The sequence below is a fragment of the Sphingobacterium sp. InxBP1 genome (assembly GCF_026191775.1).
GTDB lineage: Bacteria > Bacteroidota > Bacteroidia > Sphingobacteriales > Sphingobacteriaceae > Sphingobacterium > Sphingobacterium thalpophilum.
Window position 1 is genome coordinate 27,972 of sequence record NZ_JAINDX010000042.1, and the last position, 26,022, is coordinate 53,993.

At 44.8% G+C, this 26,022-nt stretch carries 21 protein-coding genes; 7 read left to right on the top strand and 14 right to left on the bottom strand.

Annotated elements, in window-relative coordinates; all coding sequences use genetic code 11:
• Positions 1–65 precede the first annotated feature (65 nt).
• The 9 genes from K7A41_RS07825 to K7A41_RS07865 form a co-directional block, all read right to left on the bottom strand.
• Positions 66–947 (bottom strand): glycerophosphodiester phosphodiesterase family protein, encoded by an 882-nt coding sequence (locus tag K7A41_RS07825; RefSeq protein ID WP_265713259.1) that lies wholly within the window; start codon positions 945–947, stop codon positions 66–68.
• 46 nt (positions 948–993) lie between these two features.
• On the bottom strand, positions 994–1,590 hold the full coding sequence (locus tag K7A41_RS07830; protein WP_265713261.1) for a histidine phosphatase family protein: 597 nt from the start codon (positions 1,588–1,590) through the stop codon (positions 994–996).
• 1 nt (position 1,591) lies between these two features.
• Positions 1,592–3,025, bottom strand: coding sequence for an FGGY-family carbohydrate kinase (locus tag K7A41_RS07835; RefSeq protein WP_265713262.1), 1,434 nt, complete (start codon positions 3,023–3,025; stop codon positions 1,592–1,594).
• Complete coding sequence (locus K7A41_RS07840) at positions 3,026–4,474, bottom strand: FGGY-family carbohydrate kinase (protein ID WP_265713265.1); 1,449 nt, start codon at positions 4,472–4,474, stop codon at positions 3,026–3,028.
• Positions 4,474–5,481, bottom strand: a complete 1,008-nt coding sequence (locus K7A41_RS07845; protein WP_265713266.1) for an NAD(P)-dependent oxidoreductase — start codon at positions 5,479–5,481, stop codon at positions 4,474–4,476. Before K7A41_RS07845 ends, K7A41_RS07840 begins: the two co-directional genes overlap by 1 nt.
• Before the next feature lie 30 nt (positions 5,482–5,511).
• The gene (locus K7A41_RS07850; RefSeq protein WP_265713267.1) at positions 5,512–6,741 is read right to left on the bottom strand and encodes an MFS transporter; all 1,230 of its coding nucleotides are present in this window, start codon (positions 6,739–6,741) and stop codon (positions 5,512–5,514) included.
• Between the two features lie 149 nt (positions 6,742–6,890).
• Positions 6,891–7,823 (bottom strand): endonuclease/exonuclease/phosphatase family protein, encoded by a 933-nt coding sequence (locus tag K7A41_RS07855; RefSeq protein WP_265713268.1) that lies wholly within the window; start codon positions 7,821–7,823, stop codon positions 6,891–6,893.
• A 1-nt stretch (position 7,824) separates the two neighbouring features.
• Complete coding sequence (locus K7A41_RS07860) at positions 7,825–9,165, bottom strand: FAD-dependent oxidoreductase (protein WP_265713556.1); 1,341 nt, start codon at positions 9,163–9,165, stop codon at positions 7,825–7,827.
• Positions 9,166–9,250: 85 nt separating this feature from the next.
• The gene (locus K7A41_RS07865) at positions 9,251–10,528 is read right to left on the bottom strand and encodes an MFS transporter (protein ID WP_051607198.1); all 1,278 of its coding nucleotides are present in this window, start codon (positions 10,526–10,528) and stop codon (positions 9,251–9,253) included.
• Positions 10,529–10,683: 155 nt separating this feature from the next.
• On the opposite strand from K7A41_RS07865, the gene K7A41_RS07870 reads away from it, so the two are divergent.
• Positions 10,684–11,448, top strand: coding sequence for a DeoR/GlpR family DNA-binding transcription regulator (locus K7A41_RS07870; RefSeq protein WP_265713269.1), 765 nt, complete (start codon positions 10,684–10,686; stop codon positions 11,446–11,448).
• 56 nt (positions 11,449–11,504) lie between these two features.
• On the opposite strand, the gene K7A41_RS07875 is transcribed toward K7A41_RS07870, so the two are convergent.
• A complete protein-coding gene (locus K7A41_RS07875; RefSeq protein WP_265713270.1) occupies positions 11,505–13,250 on the bottom strand; it encodes a RagB/SusD family nutrient uptake outer membrane protein in 1,746 nt (581 codons plus the stop codon).
• Positions 13,251–13,266: 16 nt separating this feature from the next.
• Entirely contained in the window at positions 13,267–16,311 is a 3,045-nt protein-coding gene (locus tag K7A41_RS07880; protein WP_265713271.1) for a SusC/RagA family TonB-linked outer membrane protein, read from the bottom strand.
• Positions 16,312–16,724: 413 nt separating this feature from the next.
• Between K7A41_RS07880 and K7A41_RS07885 the strand changes: the two genes are divergently transcribed.
• Positions 16,725–17,819: a metallophosphoesterase gene (locus tag K7A41_RS07885; protein ID WP_265713272.1), complete on the top strand. Its 1,095-nt coding sequence runs from the start codon at positions 16,725–16,727 to the stop codon at positions 17,817–17,819.
• Between the two features lie 70 nt (positions 17,820–17,889).
• Here the strand turns inward: K7A41_RS07885 and K7A41_RS07890 are convergent, their stop codons facing one another.
• The 3 genes from K7A41_RS07890 to K7A41_RS07900 form a co-directional block, all read right to left on the bottom strand.
• Positions 17,890–18,957 carry a DNA polymerase beta superfamily protein gene (locus K7A41_RS07890; RefSeq protein WP_265713273.1) on the bottom strand — a complete coding sequence of 356 codons (1,068 nt, stop codon included), beginning with the start codon at positions 18,955–18,957 and terminating at the stop codon, positions 17,890–17,892.
• Positions 18,954–19,700, bottom strand: coding sequence for a nucleotidyltransferase domain-containing protein (locus K7A41_RS07895; protein WP_265713274.1), 747 nt, complete (start codon positions 19,698–19,700; stop codon positions 18,954–18,956). Before K7A41_RS07895 ends, K7A41_RS07890 begins: the two co-directional genes overlap by 4 nt.
• 267 nt (positions 19,701–19,967) lie before the next feature.
• Positions 19,968–21,308, bottom strand: coding sequence for a M60 family metallopeptidase (locus K7A41_RS07900; RefSeq protein WP_265713275.1), 1,341 nt, complete (start codon positions 21,306–21,308; stop codon positions 19,968–19,970).
• A gap of 581 nt (positions 21,309–21,889) precedes the next feature.
• On the opposite strand from K7A41_RS07900, the gene K7A41_RS07905 reads away from it, so the two are divergent.
• The 5 genes from K7A41_RS07905 to K7A41_RS07925 all read left to right on the top strand — a co-directional run bounded on the left by K7A41_RS07905 (position 21,890) and on the right by K7A41_RS07925 (position 26,021).
• Complete coding sequence (locus tag K7A41_RS07905) at positions 21,890–22,657, top strand: helix-turn-helix domain-containing protein (protein ID WP_265713276.1); 768 nt, start codon at positions 21,890–21,892, stop codon at positions 22,655–22,657.
• 62 nt (positions 22,658–22,719) lie between these two features.
• Positions 22,720–23,322 carry a DUF417 family protein gene (locus K7A41_RS07910; protein WP_265713277.1) on the top strand — a complete coding sequence of 201 codons (603 nt, stop codon included), beginning with the start codon at positions 22,720–22,722 and terminating at the stop codon, positions 23,320–23,322.
• A gap of 179 nt (positions 23,323–23,501) precedes the next feature.
• Positions 23,502–24,410 (top strand): hypothetical protein, encoded by a 909-nt coding sequence (locus K7A41_RS07915; RefSeq protein WP_265713278.1) that lies wholly within the window; start codon positions 23,502–23,504, stop codon positions 24,408–24,410.
• Between the two features lie 201 nt (positions 24,411–24,611).
• Positions 24,612–25,004, top strand: a complete 393-nt coding sequence (locus K7A41_RS07920) for a (deoxy)nucleoside triphosphate pyrophosphohydrolase (RefSeq protein WP_265713279.1) — start codon at positions 24,612–24,614, stop codon at positions 25,002–25,004.
• Between the two features lie 90 nt (positions 25,005–25,094).
• Positions 25,095–26,021: a hypothetical protein gene (locus K7A41_RS07925; RefSeq protein WP_265713280.1), complete on the top strand. Its 927-nt coding sequence runs from the start codon at positions 25,095–25,097 to the stop codon at positions 26,019–26,021.
• The last annotated feature ends 1 nt before the right edge of the window (position 26,022 follow it).

Sequence of the window (26,022 nt, forward strand, 5' to 3'; positions counted from 1 at the left end):
AAAATCGTGCGGAAAATTCGGTGTTCGACAAAATGCATAGCGAACGCATTTTGTCGAACACCGGATTATTTCTTCTGGATGGCTGTACTGACTTCCATAGGTAAATCAGACTCTAAAATAGAGGCACCATCCTCGAATACAGCCCGATATTTCTCGTAACGTTGCTCTTTTTCTTGCAGTTTATCGTAACTGGGCGCGCTCGATATCATGCACATCACACCTTTGGCGTTAAAAAAACGATACATTTCTTGATTTCCGGGTACGATTTCCGAACCGATATAAACAATCATGCGGTCATAGGGCAATCCGGAGCCTACCCATTTATCTAAAGCAGCGCGGTCTTTAATATGCATGGACAAATACTGATCTTTATTTTGACCAAGGTAGTATTTTGCCTGGTCGACATTATGCACCGTCACCCAGACCCAGGCATAAGCATTATTTTGTCTTATGATTTCGGCAGTCTTAGCTAGAGGCAAGTCTTTCTTATCGAGATTCAGAATCGTCTTACCTTTGGCCCATTCGATCACTTCCTGAAGGGTGTTGATTCCATATGGAGTTACCTTACCTGTCTTGTCCCGCAACCTCAGTTTCTGAAGTTCGGCCCAAGTATAATCAGCGACCTTGCCAACCCCATTGGTGGTCCGTTCCAGGGTTGCATCATGCAATAAGACAGCCACACTGTCTTTGGTGTAACGCGGATCTATTTCGAATATAGCAGGCGTTTTTTTCAAAACTGCTTCAAAGGCTGCGATCGAATTTTCGGGCAGCCCATTTTCGATCGTACCTCGATGGCCGCTTATTATCTTTTTACCGGGCGAATAGCGAAAATAAGCCCGCATGGCTTTACTCGTTTTAAAGTCAAGCCTATGAAGCTCCTGCGCCTGCAAGCTCCCTACTGCCAGCGCACCAACCAACAAACCCATAAATAACCCTATTTTTTTCATTTGCTATTAATTTTTAACTGTACAACAATTCGGATCGATCTAAATCTCAGGCATTCAATTTTAATAAACTGAAACCAGCTGCTTTGTCTAAAGTAAAAAGAGTCAGAGCGGAATTCTCCTGCACAATACGTCGGTAGTTTGCCAGCGGCATCCCGAGTTGATTAGCCAGAAACAGCCGGTTGATCCCATTATGACCAACGATCAAAACAGTTTTACCGTCGTAGCGTTCGAGCGCGTCCTCATAAAAACTGTTGACCCGCTCGATTACCTGACGCCCGGTCTCCCCTATTGTTCCCGCGGCATAATCCTCCGGTGATCGCAGCCAATTGTCCCAGGCCTGAGGATCCTCGGCAATGAATTCGGACGCACGCTTCCCTTCCCATCGTCCAAAATCCACTTCTATCAATCTCTTGTCAACCTGCAATGCATGTACCGCTCCTGATGCGATCTCAGCCGTTTGACGAGCGCGCATCAGTGGTGAACAGAATACGGCATCAAAAGTATATTCTTTCAAAAGCTGCTGCATCCGCTTGGCCTGATCGACCCCTCTAGCATTCAGCGCGATATCCGTACGCCCACAATATTGATTTCCATTTGCGTTATAGGCCGTTTCGCCGTGCCTTAATAGTATAACCGTTAGCATCTTAAATATAGCCTAATTGTTTGAGTTTAGTTTTAAACTGTTGATATTGCCCTTCATAGGAAGCCGCTAAATCCATGTCGGGAAATACCTGCATTTCTTTCTGGGTCATTTTTGAAGCTGCCTCTTCCAAAGAACCGTAATAGCTGTATGATGCGGCCATAATGGCCGCTCCCAGAGCGCCTGTGGCTTCTTTACATTTGAAAATCGGCACCTGCAATACGGCACTTCTGATCCTCAGCCATACTTTACTATTGCTGCCTCCCCCAGCTGTAAATACGGCAGTGACCTGCTCGCCGGAAAGTTCCTCAATGATCTCGTATGCTAGCCGTTCAATGAAAGCTACGCCCTCTAAATTGGCGGCAAATAAGCGTTCGCGTGACACAGACCCAGGTTCAAAACCACGCGCCTGCGGTGCCATAATGGGGTACCGCTCCCCCTTGTGTTTGAGCGGCCAGGCCAACAGCCCGGTAGGAATCAATGTGGCTACCTCTTCGTTCAGTTTCTCAAAGTCGGTCGGAAAATCCAGACTAATCCAGTCCGCCCCCGTATTGCTCGCCCCACCCGGCATCCAGAAACCCTCAGGATGGCGATGGCTATATAATCTACCCAGGGGATCGACAACTTGTGACCTGGTCACCCCTTTGATGACTAAAGTGGTTCCGATCGTCGTATTCCACTCTCCGGGATTGACTGCCCCGGAAGCCATCTGAGTTGCACAGCCATCGGTCATGCCCACCACCACATCGATACGGGGCAGCTGCCAGGCCCTGGCCAGATCCTCGTTCAGTGTACCGATAACTGTACCCGAGGGAACAACCTGCTGTAACCATTCGGGCTTCATACCCAGTACATCAAAAATATAGGCCGGCCATTCCAGAGCATTCAGGTCGTATCCGCTCTTGAGGACATTGGTGTAGTCGGTTATATGATATTGCCCCGACAGCCTTCCCACAATATAGTCCGAAGCATGTATCCATAACGCGATATCTTTTACCTTCTCGGGATAATGGTCTACATACCACAGCATTTTGCTTATTCCACTCGAGGAATTGAATCCTGTATAGCCGTGCTGCACAAAGTCTTTTGCTGCCTGCATACAACGCTCACCTTGCTTTACCGAGCGGCCATCGCTATACATGATCGCGTCGTGAAGCGGAAGGTTATTCCGATCGAGAGGGATAACCGTTCCCGAGGTCGAAGTGACAGAAATCGCCCGAATGGCCTTTCTATCGACGTCTTGAGGGAGCCTTGCCAAAATATGGGTTATAATAGCCTCACAGTCCCGCCACCAGATAGCCGGAGACTGCTCCTCTCTAAAATTCCCCCGGAGATCGAATTTAACCGATTCTGAACCTACTATGTTTCCGAGCTGATCGACCAAAACGGCGCGTGCACCCTGTGTGCCCACATCCAGTCCAAAGAAATAGCTATCCATCTATGCGGTCACCTGCTTAAATGTCCGACGTGCATTCTTCCACTCCTGATACAGCTGCTCAAACTGTTGGTGGTCCTGGGGCTCAATTTCCTCCAGCAGCACAGGCTCAAAATTAGCCAGGCCAAGTGCTTCATTACAGACAAGAACTCCTCCCAAAACTGATGCCTGCCGGAACGTATTTCTGATCTTGATACTTTTACCAAATAAATTAGCGATAAATTGACGCAATTTGCGGCTTTCCATACCGCCGCCACAAGCCCAGATATAACTTTCATGATGCGGCGACACATCGCTCAGAAACTTATAATTTTCGTAGATGCTACAAGCGATGTCCCAAAGAATAGCAAAAACAAAACTACCTCTGGTCAATTGATGGGAGACGGGGGCATTAAAGATAAATCCCCCTTTGGTAAGCGGCTGGTCTTCGTCGGCAATAAGCGAGCCCAGTGAAGCAACGCATTGCGAATAAGTGGCGCTTTCCAGTTCTTTTTCGATGACATCGTAACCTTCGTTTGGATAGAAAATTTCTTTTAACCGCTGATAATTGAGCCCCGTCACTCCCGCATTGGCTTCCAGGATAAAACTGTCGGCGTCGATGTGGCGGCTGGTCCAGGTGCGCTGGTCTGCATCCAGCACATAATCCTCAACAATCTTGATAATAGGTGTTGTGGTACCAGAAACGATCACAACGTCGTTGGATGTCGGTGCAATACTTTTGATGGCCAATTGTGTATCGCCACCACCAACAATCACTTTGGCTCCTGCATGGATATTCATGCTCTGGGCTAGATCCGGTAAAATATCTCCTAAAATAGAGCCCGCAGCTTTTAATGGTGGAACAAGACTTACTGGTAAATCAAACTGTGCAAATAACGTGTGGCTCCAGTCTCTTTTGGCGACATCATATAATAACGTCTCAGAGGCCTGCGAATGCTCATAGGCACAGACACCGGAAAACTTATACTGGACCCAATCGCTGATACTCATAAAGCAAGCAATGTCCTTGAAGATATTGGGATATACCTTGCGGAGCCCCACCAGTTTGAATGCAGAAAAGAGCGAAGTCGGGTATCTTCCGGTCATTTGGTACACCCGGTCTTTATCCGTTAATTCAGCTTCCCATGCCCTGCCCCGATGGTCGATATTCGGCATGCCCAAAACAGAACGGCCTTCTGTGTCAATAATAACAATACCTTCGCGCTGGCTGGTCGCTGTGATGGCTTCGATCTGCACGGGCCCCGCTTCTTCTATGGCCAGGGCAGACAGCCGGAGAATTTCATTCCATAGTGTATCGGGATCGAAATAAATCGATTCTTCGTAGCGATCGTCAGATTCGTACTGCACATTTTCCCGCTTTATGCTCAGCAGCTCACCCGCTGGCGATGCGACGGCAACACGCGCATTTCCTGTCCCGATATCTATAATCAAATATGCTTTTGTAATCACCATTATACATTTAAATTTTCTATTACCGCTTTATTCACCAATTGACGGATATGCTTATTTCCATTGACAAAATACTCCCTCAAATTGTTGTTCATAATAAACGCATGATGGTCCTCTACTTCATGGGTAGCACCGGCAATATGCGGTGTGGCGATCACATTCTTGTGCTGAATCATTTTATAGTCAATCTCATCCGGAGGTTCATGATAAAAAACATCCAGCACTGCGCCCCGGATCTGCCCCGACTCCAATAGGCCGAGCAGGTCTTCACGATTGACCACCGTAGCCCGGGCAGTATTGACAAAAATAGCCTCTTTTTTTAATAAAGAAAGATATTTCGCATCAATCATCCCGACCGTCTCGGGGGTGACCGGCAGGTGTATGCCGACGATATCACAGGCGGTAAAGAGTTCGGCCAATTCCACCTTTTTATAATCGGTATTCTCGTCTGTATAATAAGGATCGAAATAGTAAATCTCACAGGGAAAACTGCTCAACATACGCGCGATATGCTGACCTACCGCACCAAAACCCACCATCCCCACTTTCTTTCCGGCAAGTTCATTTCCTTTGAATTGCAGATAGGAAGTATGTGCTCCCACTCCCCAGTTTTTATTTTCCAGCCAGTCCATAGCGGGAAGCGTATTGCGCATTAATGTGATCACATTGGCTATAAACATTTCTGCTACAGCCTGCGCATTACGTGCCGGCGTATTAAACACCGGAATCCCCAATCTGGTAGCTACAGGCAAATCAATATTGGACGGTGTGCCCCGACAAATACCCACAAACTTTAACAAGGGGTTGGCGTGCAGCACCTCGGCAGTAATTTCGTCATGCTCAGAAATCAAGGCTTCGGCCCCTGTTTCCCGCAGGAGTTCAATGAGCTCCGTTGGATTAAAAGCTCTGCCATGTGGCTTCCAGGGCCGATAAATGACTTCGCCAACCAAACTCTCCAATTCTCCAAATGCCCTCTCATTCTCATAGGGAGCCGTCAATAGTACTTTCATAGTTTTCGTTCTTCTATTTTATGATATATTTTAGTCCGTGTCAATTACATTTTGTTCGGGCAATTTTAATAAGGCTGTCAAGAGTGCACTCAACAAATAGAGGATGGCTAACAGCCAAACTACACCTTCGCTGCCCAGCGTACCGATGCAGAGCCCCACCAAAACTGGCCCCACGAATACAGGCAGGCCAGCCCCGAGATTGAGAATCGCCATTGCTGATCCCTTCTCCTCTTTCACCAGCGATGGCACCAGTGCGGACAGGGGCACATAGCCGGCGAGCAAAGCTCCCCATAATACGCCCGCCGCCAAGACAGCCCAATAGTTCCCCCCGAACCAAGCCGGGGAATAATAGAACAGCAGCGTGGTCACGGCACAGCCGACTCCGCCAAACCACATAATGGTATTACGCCAGCCCAGCTGGTCGCCCACAAATCCAAATAGGAGGTTAAAGACTATGTTGCTGGTAAAAATCGTACCCCAAATCTGCAACCAAGCTTTGGTCTCAAAACCATATTCGGCCATATATAGGGGCAGAAAAACCGGAAAAGCAAATTGCGCCGTTGTATTGATTACCCTTACGATTCCGCCCACCAGAACCTTAGGCTCGCGCTTAACAATGGTAAGCCCCTTCAGCATATCCCTGAATTTCGATCGGCCTGCATGTGGTACCGAGAATCGATCACGGTTCAGGATCAAGGCAATAAAGGCCCCGATTAAAACCCAGAGCAAGGAAGACCATAAGGTATTCTGATAGCCCATATAGTCCAGAGCCCAGCTTGAATAGTAAGCCCCCAGCACATTCAATCCCCCCGTAAACACAAACCAAAACCAGCCTACTGCCCGCCCCAACATGGATTGCGTAGTGCGATAAGTAATCCATACCATAAATGAATACGCAAACAAAGGGTAACCGAAACCACGAACCGCATAAAATACCAGCATATAAGTAAAATCAAGCTTTTGCATTCCAAGCCCCACAAAACCGATTGTTCCGATCATATAAAGAAGTAAGCCCATCACCATGGATCTGCGTGGCCCGTATGTTTCGGCAAGGACACCCGAAAACCAGGATGAGATGGCTATGGTCACCCCATAAACTGTAAACAAACTAGCCGACTGCTCTATATTCATGCCATGCGCTATCAGATAGGGACTCAACCAGCCCTGTTCAACACCGTCGCCCATCATAAAAAGGAGGATACCCAGATACCCCCATTTTAAATTTGAAGGAATTCCCCATTTCCCAAGTATGTGTACCATAATTTAGTTTTTAGAATTGGTTACTTTACAGCACTAAAATAACAAAATAAAACAGAATAAAATAAAAAATAACATAAATAAAACGTATCAAAACAAAAAAAAGCAATATTAAACATATTGCTTTTTTGGAAAGAACGGGGAATACCAATTTATAATTCAAGTTCAGCGCGCAAAAAATAATGATCACTGGGGTAGACACCCTTATAATTATCTTTGACGATGGCAGATGTTCTGGGGACAACCGCGCCCTTCGTAAAAATAAAATCTATTTTTTTTGCACGGTCTTTCTTTTCATATTGCTCGCCTTTAAATCCATGCGTCGTGCCACCGAAATCTTTCGCCCCGTGAATTTCCGTAAACGTGTCTTTCCAGCCTGCCGACACAACTTTCTGGTACACCTGGCTTTCGGATCCAACATTAAAATCGCCGGTCATGATCTGCACAAATCCATCGGCATACTGCGCAGACTCCTCAAGTACAAGCGCTATCTGTTTCAGTTTTGCTTCGGCATTGACATGATCCAGATGCAGGTTGACCAGACGTAGTTCCTTTTTACTATAACGATCATACAAACGTACCCAACAGGCATTACGGGCACGCGCCGACCCCCAGGAAATACTCCCTCCGATTAAAGGTGTTTCGGACAGCCAATAGGCTCCGGCCGCCAGGAGTTCAAACCGCTTTTTGGAAAAGAAAACCGGATTTTTTGCGATGCCATGATAACCCGTTTTGATGGAATCCATTTCCGGGCCATCAAATCCGAAGGCATGATAATCGGGCATCGCCGCTTTCATATCGGCAAACTGATTATAAAGCACTTCCTGAAAACCGATGATAGCTGGCCGCTGACGCCGGATCACTTCCAGACAGGCGGACCGACGCTGTTGCCAGCCCAATCCTTTTGCCGCGTCCTCTTCAAGGTCCACCCGGATATTACAGGTCAGCACACAGAGCGTATCCTTGCTGACCAGGGCATGGGCAACGTTGTCTTCCAAGGGAAGCAGCGACACCATCGCCGCCGCCCCAAGCTTCTGCAAAAAACCTCTGCGCCCTACAAGATCATGTTGAGTACCTCTTTTCATATCAGACGGTCATTTCATTTTCTCCAAGATATGCCCCTTCGGCTATAAGTTCCTGACGGAGCTCCTCCACATTGATTTCAGCAGGAGAAACACCGCGACGCACCGCAATTTTGGCAGCACGTCCAGCGGCTTCGCCCATCGCCATACAGGGTGCCATGACCCGTATCGCAGACATGGCCTCATGCGTGGTCGAAATCGAACGTCCGGCGACCAACAGGTTTTTCACCCGTGTAGGCAACAAAGAACGGTATGGGATGTCATAACTGTCTCCACACCAGGTAAGGGTACAGCCTCCCCCTTCCGGATGATGAATATCGAGTGGATAGCTCGCCACCGCAACCGCATCGTCAAAACGGGTACAGGACAGAATATCGTCGGCAGTAAGCACGTACTGGCCAACTATGCGCCTTGTCTCCCGAATCCCCAAAAAAGGAGCCATTTTAGTAAATTTAGCCTGCTCAAATCCGGGCACATACGCGACCAGATAACGCTGAATCTCCTCAATCTGCTTGCGGCCTTCGATTTCACCAAAGGTCAGACTCGCCGGATCTGTTCCATCCACACCATTTATCCGCGACATATTCACCCAGACTTCGCCTTCGCGAAGCCCCGTGATCAATATCGTACGCTCTACCGGCAAATGATAGCCGGCCGCTCTGGCTTTCTCCATCACACTACGCAGCCCGACGACGATAAACTGATTATTCTGCCCGAAATATTCGGCCGGAATAAAATCCGTCAGATAGGTCCGGGGCTCCTCAGCAATGGACATACGCAGTTTTTCGGTATCGACACCGCCCATGCAGAACATCAATGTCGGAGGCTGTGCCCCACCTGTTTCATTGCCCTGCTCGCAAGCCACTCCAGCCCTGAAAGCCACGTCGGCATCGCCCGTACAATCGATGACTGTTTTTGCCAGAATTGCCTCCCGGCCAGATTTGCTCTCTATCAGCACCCCTTTTAAAACATCGTCCTCCATCACCACCCCGGCCGAAAAAACATACAGCAACACCTCTACCCCAGCCTCTTCCAAAACCTTGAGCCCGATATTTTTAACCGCTTCAGGTTCGACCAAGGTCAGACTCATATGCAAGGGACAAGGACGATGCTCGGATGCGGCATCCACAGCTTTTAACCTGTCGATAAAACGCTGTGGCAGTCCTTTAATGATCTGATTGCCCTTTTGCCCCAGAAAACCCAGAATGGGCAAACCAATCGTCATATTGCCACCGACAAAACTCCTGCTGTCGATTAAAGCCACTTTCAGGCCATCTGAGGCTGCCGCCTGGGCCGCAATAAGACCAGCAGGCCCCGCCCCCACAACCAGCACATCCACCTCCATTCTTACCGGAACCTCTCTTGCGGGCTCCATAATCTTTTTGATACTGTCCATTTCTGTATAAAATTTATTTTACAAACTACATAATCTATTTGAGCAGCAACACTTCTGCCCTTTGTGTTTCCTTTATCGGGGGAACCTCTTTTTTTATCATCGTCCATAGGATCAATGCTGCCAAAGGATGCATAAATGCCATCACAATAAATAGGGTTCCTGCGCCTACCGAGCCAAGCATCTGCCCGACAAAATAATTGAACAGCACAGCCCCCAATGCACCAAAACCTCCAGCAATTCCCAATACCGATGCGACATTGGCCACCGGAAACGCCTCCGCAATCACCACACTGATTGTAAATAACCAGCTTAGACAAGCTATGGCAACAAGCCCAAAGATGAGCAAAGTCAAGTAGGGATTAGCGATATACGTGGTCAGACAACACAGCGGAGCCAACAAAGCGACCGCCGTCAGCATCGTCTTGCGAGCCAGGAGTGGATCTTTCCCTTTCCTGACCATCCGGTCAGACCAGGCCGACGTACCTATGGCTCCCAAATCGGCCAGCAAAAACGGTATCCAGCCAAACATGCCAATCTGAGCCAGCGTCAGTCCCGATTCTTCCTGCAGATAGCCGGGCAACCAAAACAGGCAAAAATACCATACCGGATCGCTTACGAATCGGATCAACAGAATCCCCCACAAAGACTTTCTGCCCCACAGCTGCCCCCAGGAAAAGGCAGCGGCCGGCTCCCCGGGCTCGACGGTGTTTTCTTTAGCGACAGCATCAGGTGGCTCGCAGTAAATCAGAAACCAGAGCAAGGCAATCACCAGACCGATTGCTCCCGCCACGATAAAGACTGTATGAAAATCGTAGGAAATAGCCAGCCAAGCCACCATCGGCGGTGCGATGATCGCTCCGATCGAACTCCCCGCGACACAAAGGCTGTTGGCAGTAGCCCGCATCTTGCCGGAAAACCAGACTGCAACGACCTTCAGCTGCGCAGGAAAATTGGTCGGCTCTGATGCACCCAGCAAGCCGCGAAAAAAAAGAAAAGAACCAAATGTACGCGAAAAACCACCTCCAAAACAGGCCAGAGACCAGCCTAAAATACCTACTAGCATCACACGTCGTTCGCCAAAACGATCCACAAGCCAACCGGATACCGGATACATAAGTGCATAAAACAACGTAAAAACGTTAATAACCATCGCATAACCATCGTCACCCAAGCCGTATGCTGCCTTCAGCATAGGTTTTAAGATAGACACGATCTGCCGATCGTAATAATTGAAGACAATCGCTAAAAATATGACGAGTATGATTAACCAACGCCTATACAGCGGAGCAATCGGAAGGGCAAACTTGGACATAAATAGATTCTGGTTTTTTTTATATTTTGATTGATCAAATTTATAATAAAAAAAGTAAATAAAACATTTTTAAATAAAAAAAAAGATAATTTAACATTTGAACGCTTGAAGTTTAAAGGTCAACACAGTATCTTTGTCAATAAACTTGTAGAATTATGAAAAGTATAACAGAGCGCCACGAATTCATACTCAAGAAACTTAAAGAAAAAGGAAAAATTTCCATCGAATGGTTAAGTAAAACAATGGAGGTCTCCAGCGTAACGATTCGTAAAGATCTTAAGCTTTTAGAAGATAAGAACCTTTTATTTCGTACAAAGGGGGGTGCTTCTACCTACAATCCCTATGCGGGAGACCGCCACATTCTGGAGAAAGAGTCCATCAATAGTGAAGACAAAGAACGTATTGCCAAAGCTGCAATTAAGCTGATCAAAAACAACGATTCGATCATGATCGGCTCGGGTACCACGGCCTATGCCCTGGCAAAAAATCTAGAAGTAACGCAGCATCTGACGGTGATCACTCCAGCACTGAAAGTCGGATTAGAACTGAGCAACAAGAAAAACATCGAAGTTTTACAGCTGGGCGGACTGATCAGACCCAATTCGTCCTCTGTCGCCGGCCACTATGCTTCAAGATTGCTCGACGAAGTAAGCTGCAGCCTCCTTTTTCTCGGTGTAGATGGTATCGATTTAGAATTTGGCATTTCAATCAGCAATCTTTCCGAAGCTACGCTTAACCAAAAGATGCTTGAAACCTCCCAAACGGTCATTGTACTGGCAGACAGCAGCAAATTTGGAAAAAGAGGACTTGGAAAAGTATGCAACATTGAAGATATCCATTATATCATCACCGATAGTAAAGTCTCCGAAAATGACGTTAGAAATATTGAGGAACTGGGCGTCAAAGTCATTATAGCTTAACCTGAAAAAAGGCCTTTAGCTTTAAAAGCCAGAGGCCTTTTACCTGTCCGGAGACTTTAGTATCCGGGATTTTGTTTCAGATCTGGAACCATCACAATTTCACTTTCGGGTATCGGCCAAAGCTCATCCTTATTAATTTTAAAAATCACATCCTGAACACCAAAAACTTTATTAGCCAACTCTTTATTATAAACCGGTGAACTATTATCGTCGATTTTGACCAATACTGCCGAAGACCACTGATTTGCATCGCGGTTGAGATAAAGATTACCGTTCAAGATCTGGCTGGCAATCCCCCAGCGGCGAAGGTCATACCAGCGGAAGCCATCACCCGCGAGTTCGACTTTACGCTCATAACGCAGCGCTTTCCTTAATTCAGCCTGGCTGAGCCCCGTCCTGAGCGGTGGCATATGCGCCCGCAGGCGGATCTGATTGATCGCATCGTACACTGAATTATCAATCTTATTCGCCTCTATTTTAGCTTCCGCATAGATCAAGAGCAGTTCGGCATACCTAAAAAGACCGATATTCAGGTCACTTTGCCCATTGACAGAAGTGGTTGCAAAATCTTTGATATCCACATGTTTCCGCCACAAATAGCCGCTATATGAACGGGCGGCGTTCGTCTGGTCTGCATTCACCACAACGGCCGGCTTATCGCTGGTCCCGTTTAAAACAGGCCAATAATTTGCCACATTTTTAAATGCGCTGTTCATTTCAAATTGGTAGCCAAGAAATCTGGCCCCGGGCCTCACACAGTACATATCCAGTCTCGGATCTCTATGGGCAAAAGGATGGGCGGCATCATATACGGCAGACTCCGTAACCGGCAGTCCGTCAGACGCCTGAAAAGAGTCTATAAAATCTTGCGTCGGCCCCCAGTATGCAACCCCTCTACCAAGGCGCGACGCTGCATAATATTGTTGATTATGCACATTGCCGGGAACACTGACATTATATTCCATGACCCATATCCATTCTTTGCTGCTCTTGAAGCCCTCATGTCCAAAAATATTGCTCACATCAGGCTCACCTACCACGTGGTTCTTTCCTGCATAATTTATGCTCTCGTTGAAAGGAGTCAGCTCATGCAGTCCATCCGAAAGCTTGATCGCTTTGTCGGCCGACTCTGCGGCAAGCTCGTATTTACCGGCGTAAAGCGCAACACGAGCCTTTAACATATAGGCAGCCACACTGCTCGCTCTTACTTTTCCGAAAGCGGATTGATTAACGGGCAGCGCATCCGCAATCGCTGTCAGTTCGTCCATAATCCATTGCCGGATTTCGGCTGCATCCGTTTTGCCAATATTCGCCTCGCCCAGGGGGACATTTTTGGTCAGTAAAGGTACTCCTCCATACAATTCTATCAATTGTGAATACACGTATGCCCGAATAAAACGGAGCTCTGCATCCAGCTGCTTCAGCTTCTCGGGCGCAATCTTCCCTTGCAATGCCGCGAGATTATCCAATACCAGATGTACCCGGGCAAGTGTTTTGTAATGTGCTGTCCACGGTTTGGTGGCCAAGGCATTATCCGTCGTATAGGAGCTGGTAATGCCCGGCGTATAATTATTCCCCGGACGCGCATAACCGATATCGGTAATATTGTCCAGCACATGCAAGAAAGGGGTGCTGCTTGCATCCAGGAGTGTCAGCGCCTTATAAGCACCCAACAGGCCACTCTCAGCTTCTGTCTCATTGGTCGGAAATGTGCCTGTTGCCGGACCATTCAGAGGCTCTTTATCCAAATTACAACTACTAACCAGTCCGGCCAGTAGTGCGAAACCTAAAACTATCTTCATGTTTTTCTTCATGTCTTCAAAATTTAAAATCAACGCCAAAGGTGTATACTTTAACCTGCGGATAGAAATTACCATCTCCCAAAGAAACCCCTTCACCCGCTGCTGCATTGTAATTGATTTCGGGATCATACCCTTTATAGAAATTGGTTTTCGTCCAGAGATTTTGCCCGTTGACATAAACAAACAGGCCATTCAATCTGAGTTTAGCGAGCAGATGCTTCGGGATTTCATACCCTAGCTGCACATTTTTAAGACGAAGGTACGCTGCACTCCGCATCCAAAAAGTTGAATTCTGCGTATTGTTTGTGGAAGAATGTGATAAGCGCGGCAATGCAGCATCCGGATTGTCTACGGTCCAATAATCGGTCTGCCATTCCTTGACAGCACTAGCCATCGCCAACGGCACCACGTAATGCGAACTCAGATAACCATCCACCTTAGCCACACCCTGTAAAAATGCATTCAGCCGAATCCCTTTATAACTGAGATCCAGATTTATCCCATAGGTATAACGCGGAATAGTATTGCCAATGATCACTTTATCACTTTCATTGATTTTGCCATCCGGAATCGGGTTACCAGCTGCATCAAATTCTCCTGCGATATCTTTATAACGGATATCCCCCGGCTGGAGTTTTCCGAACTGGGCGGGACCGTTTTTGATTTCATCCGCATTATTATAATAACCGTCGGCGAGATAACCGTAGATTGAATTAATCGGGTACCCGGTTTGCTGACGTAAAAACGTACCCATCGTTGTATTGCGCATATCCAGGATTTTGTTTTTTACATCAGCTATATTCCCGCCCAGACCGAGCTTAAAATCGCCGAATTTCTTATCATAACGAACGGCAAGCTCCCAGCCTTTGTTCTGTACCTTCCCTGCATTCTGGAACGGCCCCGGGAGCCCGTGCAATGCAGGTATATCCAGTTTGAGCAAAATCCCGTTGGTCGTCTTGCTATACCAGTCAAAGGTCAGGCTAAAATCCTGAAACAATACCGCATCGAGCCCCGCTCCACTCATTGTCGTCGATTCCCATACCAGTCGCTCGTTTGCCATTTCATTCTGCGATACCAGGGGATACAATTGTCCGCCCATCGATATACTTCCCAGCGCCAGCTGCGAGGCGAAAGGGTAATAAGAATCACCGATATTCTGATTTCCGAGCTTACCCCATGAACCTCTTAATTTGAGCTGACTGACCACCCCTTTCAAATTTCCCATAAACGGCTCTTCGCTAAGGCGCCAGCCTGCCGAGAAAGACGGAAAGGTAGACCATCTGTTATTTTTCACAAACCTGGAACTGCCGTCGTGCCTGATGTTCGCTTCAAACAGATAGCGATCTTTGAAACTATAATTAAATCTGCCGAACTGAGATACCAACAGCCACTCATCGATGGTACTGCCATTATCCTTTGTCGCATTGTCAGCCCCGGCGTTTAAAACCTCGTATGTGTCATACATAAAATCCCGACGATAGCCCATCAAAAATTTTTCATTGTAAGATTCCCGGGAGGCCCCCAGCATCATTTTGAATTGATGGTCACCGTACGATCTGTCGGCTGTTGCCGTTACAAAATAGCTCCCAAAATACTGTCTGTAAGCGCGTTCCGTAAGATCGGTAGTCGTATTGGCCGAGCCCGCCGAAGCGCCGTTTATATCAAATACCTCTACCATTTTATTAAACTGATGGGTATTTCTCGTCACATACCTCGGCGCGATTGTTCCCAGGAGGCTAAGCCATTCCGTAGGTTTATAATTCACCGATAAATTACCAATAAATTCCAGGTTGTTGGTCTTGTTATTCCCTCCCTCTTCAATCTGGGCCACAGGATTATTTTTCACCCAGCCCTCTGCCCATAAACCATTGGGATGGCGGATCGGCCGATCAGTCGGCATACGGCCCAAATAATTCCAGATGGTTCCTTCACCCGCAATCTGTTCCCTGTTTTTATTGGTCATCGAAAGGTCCATCCTCACAGTAAATTTTTCGTTTGGGGTAATGTCCATGTTGTTGCGGAAAACATAACGTTTAAACCCCGTGTTCTTGATAAGTCCGTCCTGCGTGGAATAACCAAACGAAGGTGCGACACGGATAATACCGCTATTTGCAGAAAGACTCAAGAAATGGTTTTGTGTAAAGCCAGAACCCGTTAGAATAGCCTTTTGCCAGTCAAAATTATCGGGGTTTTCGGCATATAAGCGGCTATATTCGGCAATGGCCTCATCCGTATAGGTCGGTTGATTTCCATCATTGAGGTTGGCCTCATTAAACATCCGCATATAGGTGAGCCCGTCAGCCACCTTCGGAATGGCTGTAGGATCCTGCATGCCGATATACCCCTTATAATGGATGGCCAGCTTGTCCTTCCCTCTTTTGGTAGTAATCAATATGACACCGTTGGCTGCCCGTGAACCATAGATAGCTGAAGAAGCAGCATCTTTAAGCACAGAAATACTTTCAATCAAATTGTAGTCAATATTATCGATCGAGCCCGCCACTCCGTCTATGATCACCAACGGTGAAGAGTCAGAGCCACCAAAGGAATTAATCCCACGGATCCGAATCTGGCCGGCATCACCGCCCGGAGCACCTGTCTGTGAAGTCACGGTCACACCCGGAGCCAACCCCTGCAAGGCCGATGAAGTCGAAAGATTGGGCCGACGTTCCAGCTGGCTATTTTCGATAACGGAAACAGCGCCCGTCAAATTCACTTTCTTTTGTGCACCATATCCAACCACAACAACTTCCTCGATGCTGGTCGACGTTCCCTCTAAAACCACCTCTAGACTGGCCTGCCCCTGATAGACCAGCTCCCGCTGTGCATACCCGAGCATAGTGACCAAAATGGTCTCTCCCTTTTTTACATTTAAACTAAATTCCCCATTGTCCATTACAGCCGAAGGACTAGCAGAACTTCCCTTAACCTGAACAGTCGCCCCTATCAGCGGATGCCCCTGCGCATCAACGACGCGACCTTTCATGGCGACCTGCTGTGCCAACGCCATCCCTATGGGCATCGCACATAGTAACGCAGCCAAACGAAATGCTTTATTCATTTTGATTGTATAAGAATTATAGATTTACGATTCATACCACTGAGATTTTCCCGATCCAATTGGTTATTATGAAACTTAGGCATTATATTATTGAACAATATTAAACATTAAATTTTATTATTAAAAACAAAAAACAAATAAAATTAACATTTTAAAACTTATTTAAACACCAAAATAAACATATTTAAAGATAATTTAATATGAAATTAACATAAAAACAGCTTTCAAAAATCGTAAACAGCTTTTTAAATTTCACCCCTAAACACTCATAGATAATGATTTAAAACCATATTCTCCTATAACTTCTCGCTGAGTATCCAGAAATAAAAAGAAAGATTTTTAAACATTAAAAAAATAAGCTAAATTCACACCGGTTCAGCTAATTGAAAACGTCGTCATTAATTAAATTCTGTATGAGAACGAGTATCAAAAACAGTCTACTATTCTTTTGTCTGTGGTATTACATAACCGCAGCAAAAGCGCAGTCAACAAGCAGTGAATTTCAACAGCCTACTTTGAGCGATCAAAAATCGTGGTCCATGGTACTACTGCCAGATATACAGAACTATGTAAAGTTTAAGCGGAATCAGCCTATTTTAGATATCATGATGAACTGGATCGTAGCGCATCAGGAACAAATGAATATAAAAATTGTGCTGTGCACCGGTGATCTGGTGGAGCATGATGACATTATCAACCCCAACCGGCTAAAAATGGACCAGACCGGCAAACAGCAATGGGAAGCTGCTGCACGGGCTTTTGCTAAGTTAGATGGGAAAATACCCTATATTACGGCGACGGGAAACCATGATTATAATATATTCAGCTATACGCACAAACCAAAGACCACCCATTTTCCGCATTATTTCCCTTCGGACAAAAACAGCAAAAACCAAGAGCTGCTGCGGGATGTCACCGAAAATATATACGGTGACCCGAGTTTAGAAAACGCAAGCTATGAATGGCGCTCTCCTCATGGACAAGATTTTCTTTTCCTCTCGATCGAATTTGCACCGAGGGACACGGTACTGAGCTGGGCCAGATCAGTCATTGACAAACCCACATATAGCACGCATAAAGTCGTTCTATTGACACATTCCTATCTGAATTATAAGAATGAGCATATTGAAAAAGAAAAATATGACCTGCAGGACGCCAACTACGGAAAATCCATCTGGAAAAAATTAGTCCAACCTTCCAAAAACATTGAGCTGGTATTCTCAGGCCATATCGGTGCTGCCAATGACATCAAAAAGCACATTGGTTTTCGCACGGACAAAAATGCTGCCGGCAAAAAGGTCAATCAAATGACCTTCAATGCGCAAGCGCTTGGGGGCGGGCACCAGGGGAGCGGTGGTGATGGCTGGTTACGTATTCTTGAATTCCTCCCCGATGGCAAAACCGTAAAAGTTAAAACATTCTCCCCCTTATTTGCACTTTCGACAAGCACACAGCACATGGCCTGGCGCAAGGAATCTTTTGACGAATTCGACATGCAATTGGAATAAGTTTAAAATCTCCTGCGCATTCTCAGATTTATAAATTAAAAGCAGCTAATATTCAGACCTAAATTGTCTCTTAAATTTTGATCTGATAAAGGTATTTACGCATTACCACCAATTGTCGTCTCAGTTTCACCTGATCCGGCGCTGCCGGCAGTAAACTGTGCAAGGAAAGCTCTTCAACCTCCTGAAAAAGCTTTTGAGCCCGTATAAAAAGCTCATCATAGGTAAAGACGCCACTCTTGATACGCAGGAGCTCTTCCCTATCAAGGCGACGTACATTCAGCTTGCCGTCAGACAAGATCTCTTTTGCCTGCTGCAGCAGACGGAGGCTATGCATCATATTTTTGGCGTCATAGCCCCCGCCATGTTGCATTGTGCCTTGAAAACGGGTTTCATTGCGCTCAGATACCCAGCTAAAATATTCACGATAGGCCTTGCAATAAGAAGAATATGCGTCATGATTAACAAAAAGATACGCACAAAGTGCTTGTTCCTTGCCGATAGCACTGCATGAAACCTCATGACTCTCCATTGTAGCCACGATACCTTTATAATTCATGGTCTGAGCCTGGTCATAAAACAGAGCATACATTCCCTTTGCATGGTCGATCTTGACCAAACCACAGTTTTCCTGTTTCCACTGCCGCTTGCTTAACCACTTGCTCAACGGTTCACTACGGTCACCGGCTATGATGAAGCAGAAATCCAGCAAACTTTTGCGCGCACGATCCATCGGATTGTTGATTTTCTTATTCAGTCCCTTTGCCTTGCGCACTTGTACCATCCCGTATTGAGCAAAGCTCGTAGCTGCCTCCTGTGTGATAAAATCCTGAATCTTAAATTGGTCAAATATAGGATCCCGGTCTAATATGCAGTCGGCAGGACTGGCCAGAAGCTCCAATATATTAGGATTACTCTTTGAAAGGAGTTCTACGAAGCGTCCTAGCTCATAATAGACTTCATCATTACTGGCATTTGCAACCTGGGCAATATATTGATTGCCCAGGTAATATTCCAGCGGTAGATAAAATACACCTCTGATATCGGTATCAGAGGACGCTGTGTCCAATCCGTACGCCCTGCTGCCGACAACTGCCTCATACAGGATCAGCCCGCGATCTCTAAGTTCGTTTATAGTCATTTTGACAGCGTTCTAAAGTAATGCTCAAGTCCTTCTTTATCCGATGCTGAGACGGGAAGACGTTTTACTTGATCCTCCAACTTTGTCAGCTGCGTCTCCATGTAGCTCCTCATGGATACTGAACAACTGTATGTAAATCCTTCATCCACCGAGCCCTTCAGTTGGCGTAATTCCGCCACTTCAGTCTTAACGCTCGCAGGTAACAGCACGCCCAGTTCTGCCAAGGTCATGGGAGCACAAGCGCTGCGGCTAACACACCACTCTGCTGCAAGTAGAGACCGCAAAATATAAAATAAGCTTTTGAGCTTCATATTCTCGCGTCGAAGATCTTCAACTTTGCTACGGACAATACCCAAATAATGATGAGCATGCCTACGGCGGTCAAAATAATTTTTGATCATTGCGATAAAACTTGTTTTGAATCCATCAACCTCGTAATAAACGATTGGCGACTGGATCCATTCAAATGGACTGACATTGCTCTTATACAATAGTGTAAGTATTTTACGTAGATCCCAGCCTCCTATATCAAGGTCATCGACTAGGGGAAACCGCATTTCCGTAGCCAGCGGAAATAAGCGGGTGTAGTCTTCCGTTTTTCTCACATAAATGAACCGAACATCGTAATCGCTGTCGATTGACGGAAAGCCCCAGCCCCGGCTTCCTGATTCACAGGCAAAAAGCATCCGTATCCCCTCGCCTGCTTCGATTTCCTTTAGTTTATTGATGATATTTGTTTTCATGTCTTCATGCTTTAATTATACATTAACACAAAGATCAAAAGGGGCACCGAAGCTTTTTTGCGCAACAAAAAAACAACAGCAAAAATAACAGTAGAAACCTTAGTATCAGCCAGATATTTTTCTTAACAAAAGAAAGCGTTAGACAAAAGTAGTTAAAGTACGTAGATAGCGTACGTAGTTAGACAAAGACGCATAGACGTCGTTTCTTACCAACAAAGGGTACACGAATTATCATGTACCCAATCACTAACTACTGAAAATGATGTTTTAATCCCTCAATGTCGTAACATCCTGATCCGGTATCGGAAGATTGAGATTGGCTATTTCTGTATAAACAGACTCATCAACCCTAAATCCCCATTTTCTAAAAAAGTCTGACAGGTCTTTTTGTGAAAATTGACAAGCTGACAGCATAAAATAACGCATTTTTGCTGCATCTGTAGATACAGTAGGACGGTTGTCACGTGTGGCCTTGCTCAAATTAATATACAGATCATCACCAAATGCTAACCATAGTTGATGGAACATAATCATCTTCAGGTCATTGCTGCCCGCATTGAAATCACGTTCAGTAATAGGTTGCTGGAAATACGCATCCAGTTTAGGCCATGCATTATTTGCAGTAACACGACTAATAGGCAGACCAAAACCTCGCTCACTTGCCAGGGAGTACACATTGACTGTGGTTTCCGTCAAATTGCCCCAGGTCCAAGCTTTCTGTTGATAGGTATGTCCTACTTCATGCCAGATACCCCATCCATTCGTGTTCGAAAGGTATTTAGGCTGTAGCATCCTATAAGACAATGCTTCTGTGTAATAAATGGAAATCCCTGCCGCCATATATCCACCAGACGCAGAATCTCTAACTGTAATCAGATGTTTATTATAAGGGGTAGCATGCACGCCGCTTGTACCACTCAGGCCGCTTATACGATTTGAAAAATCAATGATAGAATCCAACCTATCCACTATCAACTGTTGATCCTCCCCCTTATAAAGAAGAGCTTCATCCATGTTGGCCACCATAATTGTACGGTCGGAAGAAAACACCACGTCTGGAGCAACGTTCTTAAGTGAGTCCAATGTCGCAACCCATTGACCATGTGTTGTTTTCCCTTTTTGAAAATAAGGTACTGGAATAAATCCGTCGCCGAAAGTAAGTTCAATTTCACCTGTTGTTGTATAATTATTGGCTGTATAAATCACATAAACTAAGCCTCCGTATTGATCCACTGTAAAGGATTGTGTGCCCGGTTGTAAGTCTAAATATTGCCTCACAGGTCTGATATTATCCCTAAATGGAGTACCGATGGCGAGTCGGGCGCCTGTTGTACCAGCGTTGACTTTAACGGTTACGGTTATCGTACTGTTTGGGGCAACATAAAATCCTGTTGCCTGCATATCATTATGATTACCCCTGAATTGCATTCGATCGGCTTCTGTAGACGCCGATGGCGTCACTCTGAATGTTTGGACACTGTCTGCAATGGCCAGTTTCACCGGATCCGGATCAGAAGGAACGGGATGCATCCAACCGCCATCCTTTTTACAGGAGGATAACATGCTAACAAAGCAAATTGCGATTACATAAAAGATGTTTTTTTTCATTGGTTTTCAATTAAGTTTATGAATGGTATTAATTAAATTATTGTCCTGTCTCCCATCCGGAATTTTGTTTCAAGTCGGGTTCCAATACCAGATGTGCCCCAATAATATGACAGACAAGCAGATCCTTTGTTTCGTTCCTTTTTTCATTCAGATGGCAGTTTAAAATCTTTTAAAAATTATTCATAGGATTATAATCTGTGACGAATATAAAAGGAATATTCACATGATATTTCAGCAATCGATTGCGCAACAATCGCAAACGTTATCGTGTACAATAAACACAATAACATCAAATAATATAAGTTTACTATTAATAAAATTAATAAACTGAATAATAAGACATGGCTGGAACAGCAAAACGTACCTGGATGAAAAAACCGGTAGGCTTGTCAATGTGAACATATAAATGAGAGATAAGGCTTCATAATTTGGTCCGATCACAGTCCTATCAAGTTCAAAATAATTTTTAGTTTTGTTAAGCTTGTTTAATTAAAGTCTACAAAGTCATCGATAAACTAATCGCCATAGAAACCAGAACCAGTAATAGTTTTTTTGAGAACTATAGCTCAGCCTATTACCATATGCTCCTGTTTGAGGATGATGCAGAATTTGCTATCGATTTTGTAGATTATTCCTCTTCAGGTAGCACTCTGCTGTTTCTCAGCCCGTATCAACAGCTAAAATGGTTAAATAACCAAAATATTCCAATCCAGGTATTGAAATTTCACGGTGATTATTACTGCATTGAATACCACAAGAAAGAAGTGGCCTGCAACGGGCTGCTGTTCAATAATATTTATGAAAACCCTTACTTCCCAATCGGGCAATCAACCTTTGACGAAATCAAGGAATTGTTACAACGAATGGAAAGAGAGATGGCCAACCATCCAGAGGATCCTTTCGCCGATTCGGTACTCCGGTCTTATCTACAGCTCATTCTGGCTATCAGCAGCAAGGAAAAAAGCAAAACCCTGCCGCAGATGTTGCCTGGAGAATCGTTCCCAGATCCCATCTCCCGATTTCAGTCTCTGCTGGACCAACATTTCATTACAGAGCGATCGGTAAGCTTCTATGCCGACGTGTTTGCGCTCTCGACCAATGCTTTCAGTAAAAAAGTTAAACACCGTTTTGGCAAGGCTCCTTCACAGCTTATCAAGGAAAGGGTGATTCTGGAGGCCAAAAAGATGCTGCACTTGAGTTATCTCTCAATCAAAGAGATTGCCGATCAGCTTACCTTTGAAGATGAATTCTATTTCAGCCGCTATTTCAAAAAAGAGGTTGGTGTTTCGCCTTCCCATTATCGCAGGAAGGTCGGCATTTCCATCGTGGCTGAAAAGTCCATTGATTAACCTTATCTGTCCATTTCATCCTATAGGAAACCGACTAGCTTTGTATTATAAAGCATACACATATGAACAAAGCACTTTTGGTATTAGCGTCCATGCAGGACAAATCGATTCATTTTATACGTATTGCCATATTTGTGGTTATGGCATGGATCGGTGGCTTAAAGGCCTTTTCCTACGAGGCCGAAGGAATCGTACCCTTCGTAACAAACAGCCCATTAATGTCTTTCTTTTACAAGAACAGCGACAATCTTGTCCAAAACAGCAAAAACCAAACTGTACCCGAATACACGCTGTATAAAAATCCGGAGGGTAAAACGGTGCAGAAAAACATAGATTGGCACCGGGCAAATGGTACCTACACTTTTTCCTACGGTTTGGGCACTGTAATATGCCTTATTGGAATCTTTGTGCTCCTTGGTATCTGGTTTCCCAAGATTGGACTAATCGGTGGGCTATTGACCATAGGCATGTCGATTACGACCTTATCGTTCCTAATTAGCACACCTGAAATCTATGTCACCAATCTGGGCGGTGATTTTCCGACTCCGCATTTCGGCTTCCCCTATCTTTCAGGTGCCGGAAGACTTGTGCTAAAAGATATTATCATGTTGGCGGGAGGACTAATCATTGCTGCCAATTCCGCCAGATCCGTTCTGAAAAATTGAACGTATAAACAGTTTTACCATTGAAGAAACAGGACCCACAAGTCTTTTACCAAAACTAGAGAAGTGTATTAATCAGTTAAACAGAAAACTAAATAATGTGCTTATGAATATAGATTGCTCTAAACGCAAATTAATTAAATAAATTCGTATATTGGTAGTGAACTAATTTTATTTAAATTATGCGCTACTTCCCTATTTTAATTTCCGCCCTGCTACTGACTGCCTGTAAAAAGGATGTCGATCCTACCGAAGGTAAGGAAATATTAAAAGCAGGTTTTTTATATGTAAATCCTCAAGGCAAACAGCTGACGGACTCGATTATTATCGTTCCGCCCAAGGTGTCTACTATGCCTTTGAATATAAGTTACATCCCTTATGCAGGAGCAACGTTCAAAAGCAATATAAAAGTGAAAAAAGGTGCATTTGAACAGGATTATCCAGGGACCCCTGTCGTTAAATGGGTGTTATATGATTTGGACAGAAAGAAGATTGTAAAAACGGAATCCGCAGTAGATATAAATGTCGATATTGCAAACTTAGGTAGATATCGGCTGACGCAATATATTTTTAAAAATGAGGAAGAAAAGGGAACACTGCATCTAGCAGTAGACTCGGCATCCAAGATTGTGGAGATCACAGCACTCAAGTCCATTGACACGATCGTACTCGATAAACTCTCTTCGTATAGTCCATATCTGACCTTTTATTTTAAAGATGACGAACCCTTTGATGCCGTTGTCTCACTTTACAACTCTTTGGAAGATGCAGAGAATAACAAAAAACCAATCGCTGAAACAGACGTACATAAAGCCTTGAAACTGGGTACATCTCAAATCGTATTCACAACTCCAGATCCTATTTTCATCCCGACATTTGATGTTCCGGAAAAGGATGATTTTTACCTACAATTAACTTACATACAGAACGGCAAAAAATTCAGGATACTCGATAATCACTTTGGCACAATTTTCAAATATTATAAAACAGGCTATCTGACAGACGATAGATCCGCCCTTCGGGAAGAAAGAAAATTAAAATTTGGGGATATGACGCTCACAATTAGTTCTTCATTTACATTTCAACGCTAGCTGGGCCTTAACTAGAAATGTTTAATGGTTTGTTTCTTTATTTATTCACCTTTTTGATAGTTATTCACCTTATTGATAAAGCTATAGCCGTACCGGCATAATGATAACCTTTGAAGGGCATTCGGCAGAAGCATAGTTGCTGGTACTTTCTTTGTCCTGTCTCTATGCGATGATCAGAAAAATGATTAACTTTAAAGCACTATGCTCCAAGTAACCTGTGCTATAATAGAACATGCGAATAAAGTACTGATCTGTCAAAGATCTGCATCGATGAAGCTTCCTTTGAAATGGGAGTTTCCGGGCGGAAAGATTGAAGCTGGAGAAAGTAAAGAAGATTGCTTATTCAGAGAAATTAAAGAAGAGCTAAATATCGATATCGCCATAGCGGGTGCGCTTACGATGGTAGAGCACTACTACCCTGGTTTCTCGATCAGGCTCTACCCTTTTGTATGCAGGCTGACAGCGGGAGAACTGAAACCTGCGGAGCATGCACAAGCAATATGGGTTGATGTCATGGAATTGCCTAAATATGACTGGGCTGAAGCAGATCTGCCAATAGTGAGTGAATATTGTCTCCGTCGCCTTTTTAAGTAACTTGATTACCTGACTTGCCCCGTATTATCTCACATCAACATATCAATTTACATGAATCTTACTCACATATCAACATAACGACCCAATACGATGAATTTCAAAGAAACACTAAATAAATTACTAAATTCCAAAACGGTTCAAGGAATTTTGATAGCCAACATTATCGCATTGCTGGTCATTGGTATCCAGTCCGCACTGATACCTAATGAGAACGGTACACTGGTTTTTTCAGAATTTGTGATTATTCCAATATTGATGGGTATGATCACTGCCTGGTTTTGGAAGGACATGGGGATAAAGGGAAAGCAAATAACCGGATATTCTATCCTGAACGGCCTTATCGCTATTCTCATGAGCTTTTTCTTTTTAGGCGAAGGCTTTATCTGCCTGCTGATCGTTTCACCTCTTATTTTTGGCTTCATCATCTCTGGTGCCTTTATTGGCAGAGCAATGTTTAAAAAGAGAAATCAAACATTAAATATAAGTGTTTTGAGTCTATTACTTGGAATCTTTATTGTTGACTCCCTGAGCGACCATCATCACGAAAATATGGTTTCTGATGAGATCTTGATCAATGCGAGTCCAGCAGAGGTATGGCAACACGTGGTTGCCTTCGAGCCCATATCGCAAAGGGAAAACTATTGGCTCTTTAAGATTGGGATGCCGAGCCCCATGGCCACTACAGTAAGTGAGCATAAATTGGGGGCAAACCGAAAATGCATCTTTAGCAATGGCTATATCTTCGATGAGAAGATTGTAAAATTTGACATCAATAGAAACCTGGTTTTTGATATCATTGATCAACCTAAAGACCCTGAAATCATGGGACATATAGATATAAAAAGAGGGGAATTTATCTTAAAGGACAATGGAAATGGAACCACCACCCTGGTCGGCAACAGCTGGTATAACCTCCATGTCTTCCCTACATGGTACTATGACCTATGGGCTGAGAGTGTCACAAGGAACGTCCATTTCAGGGTAATGGAACATATTAAATTTTTAAGCGAACAATAAC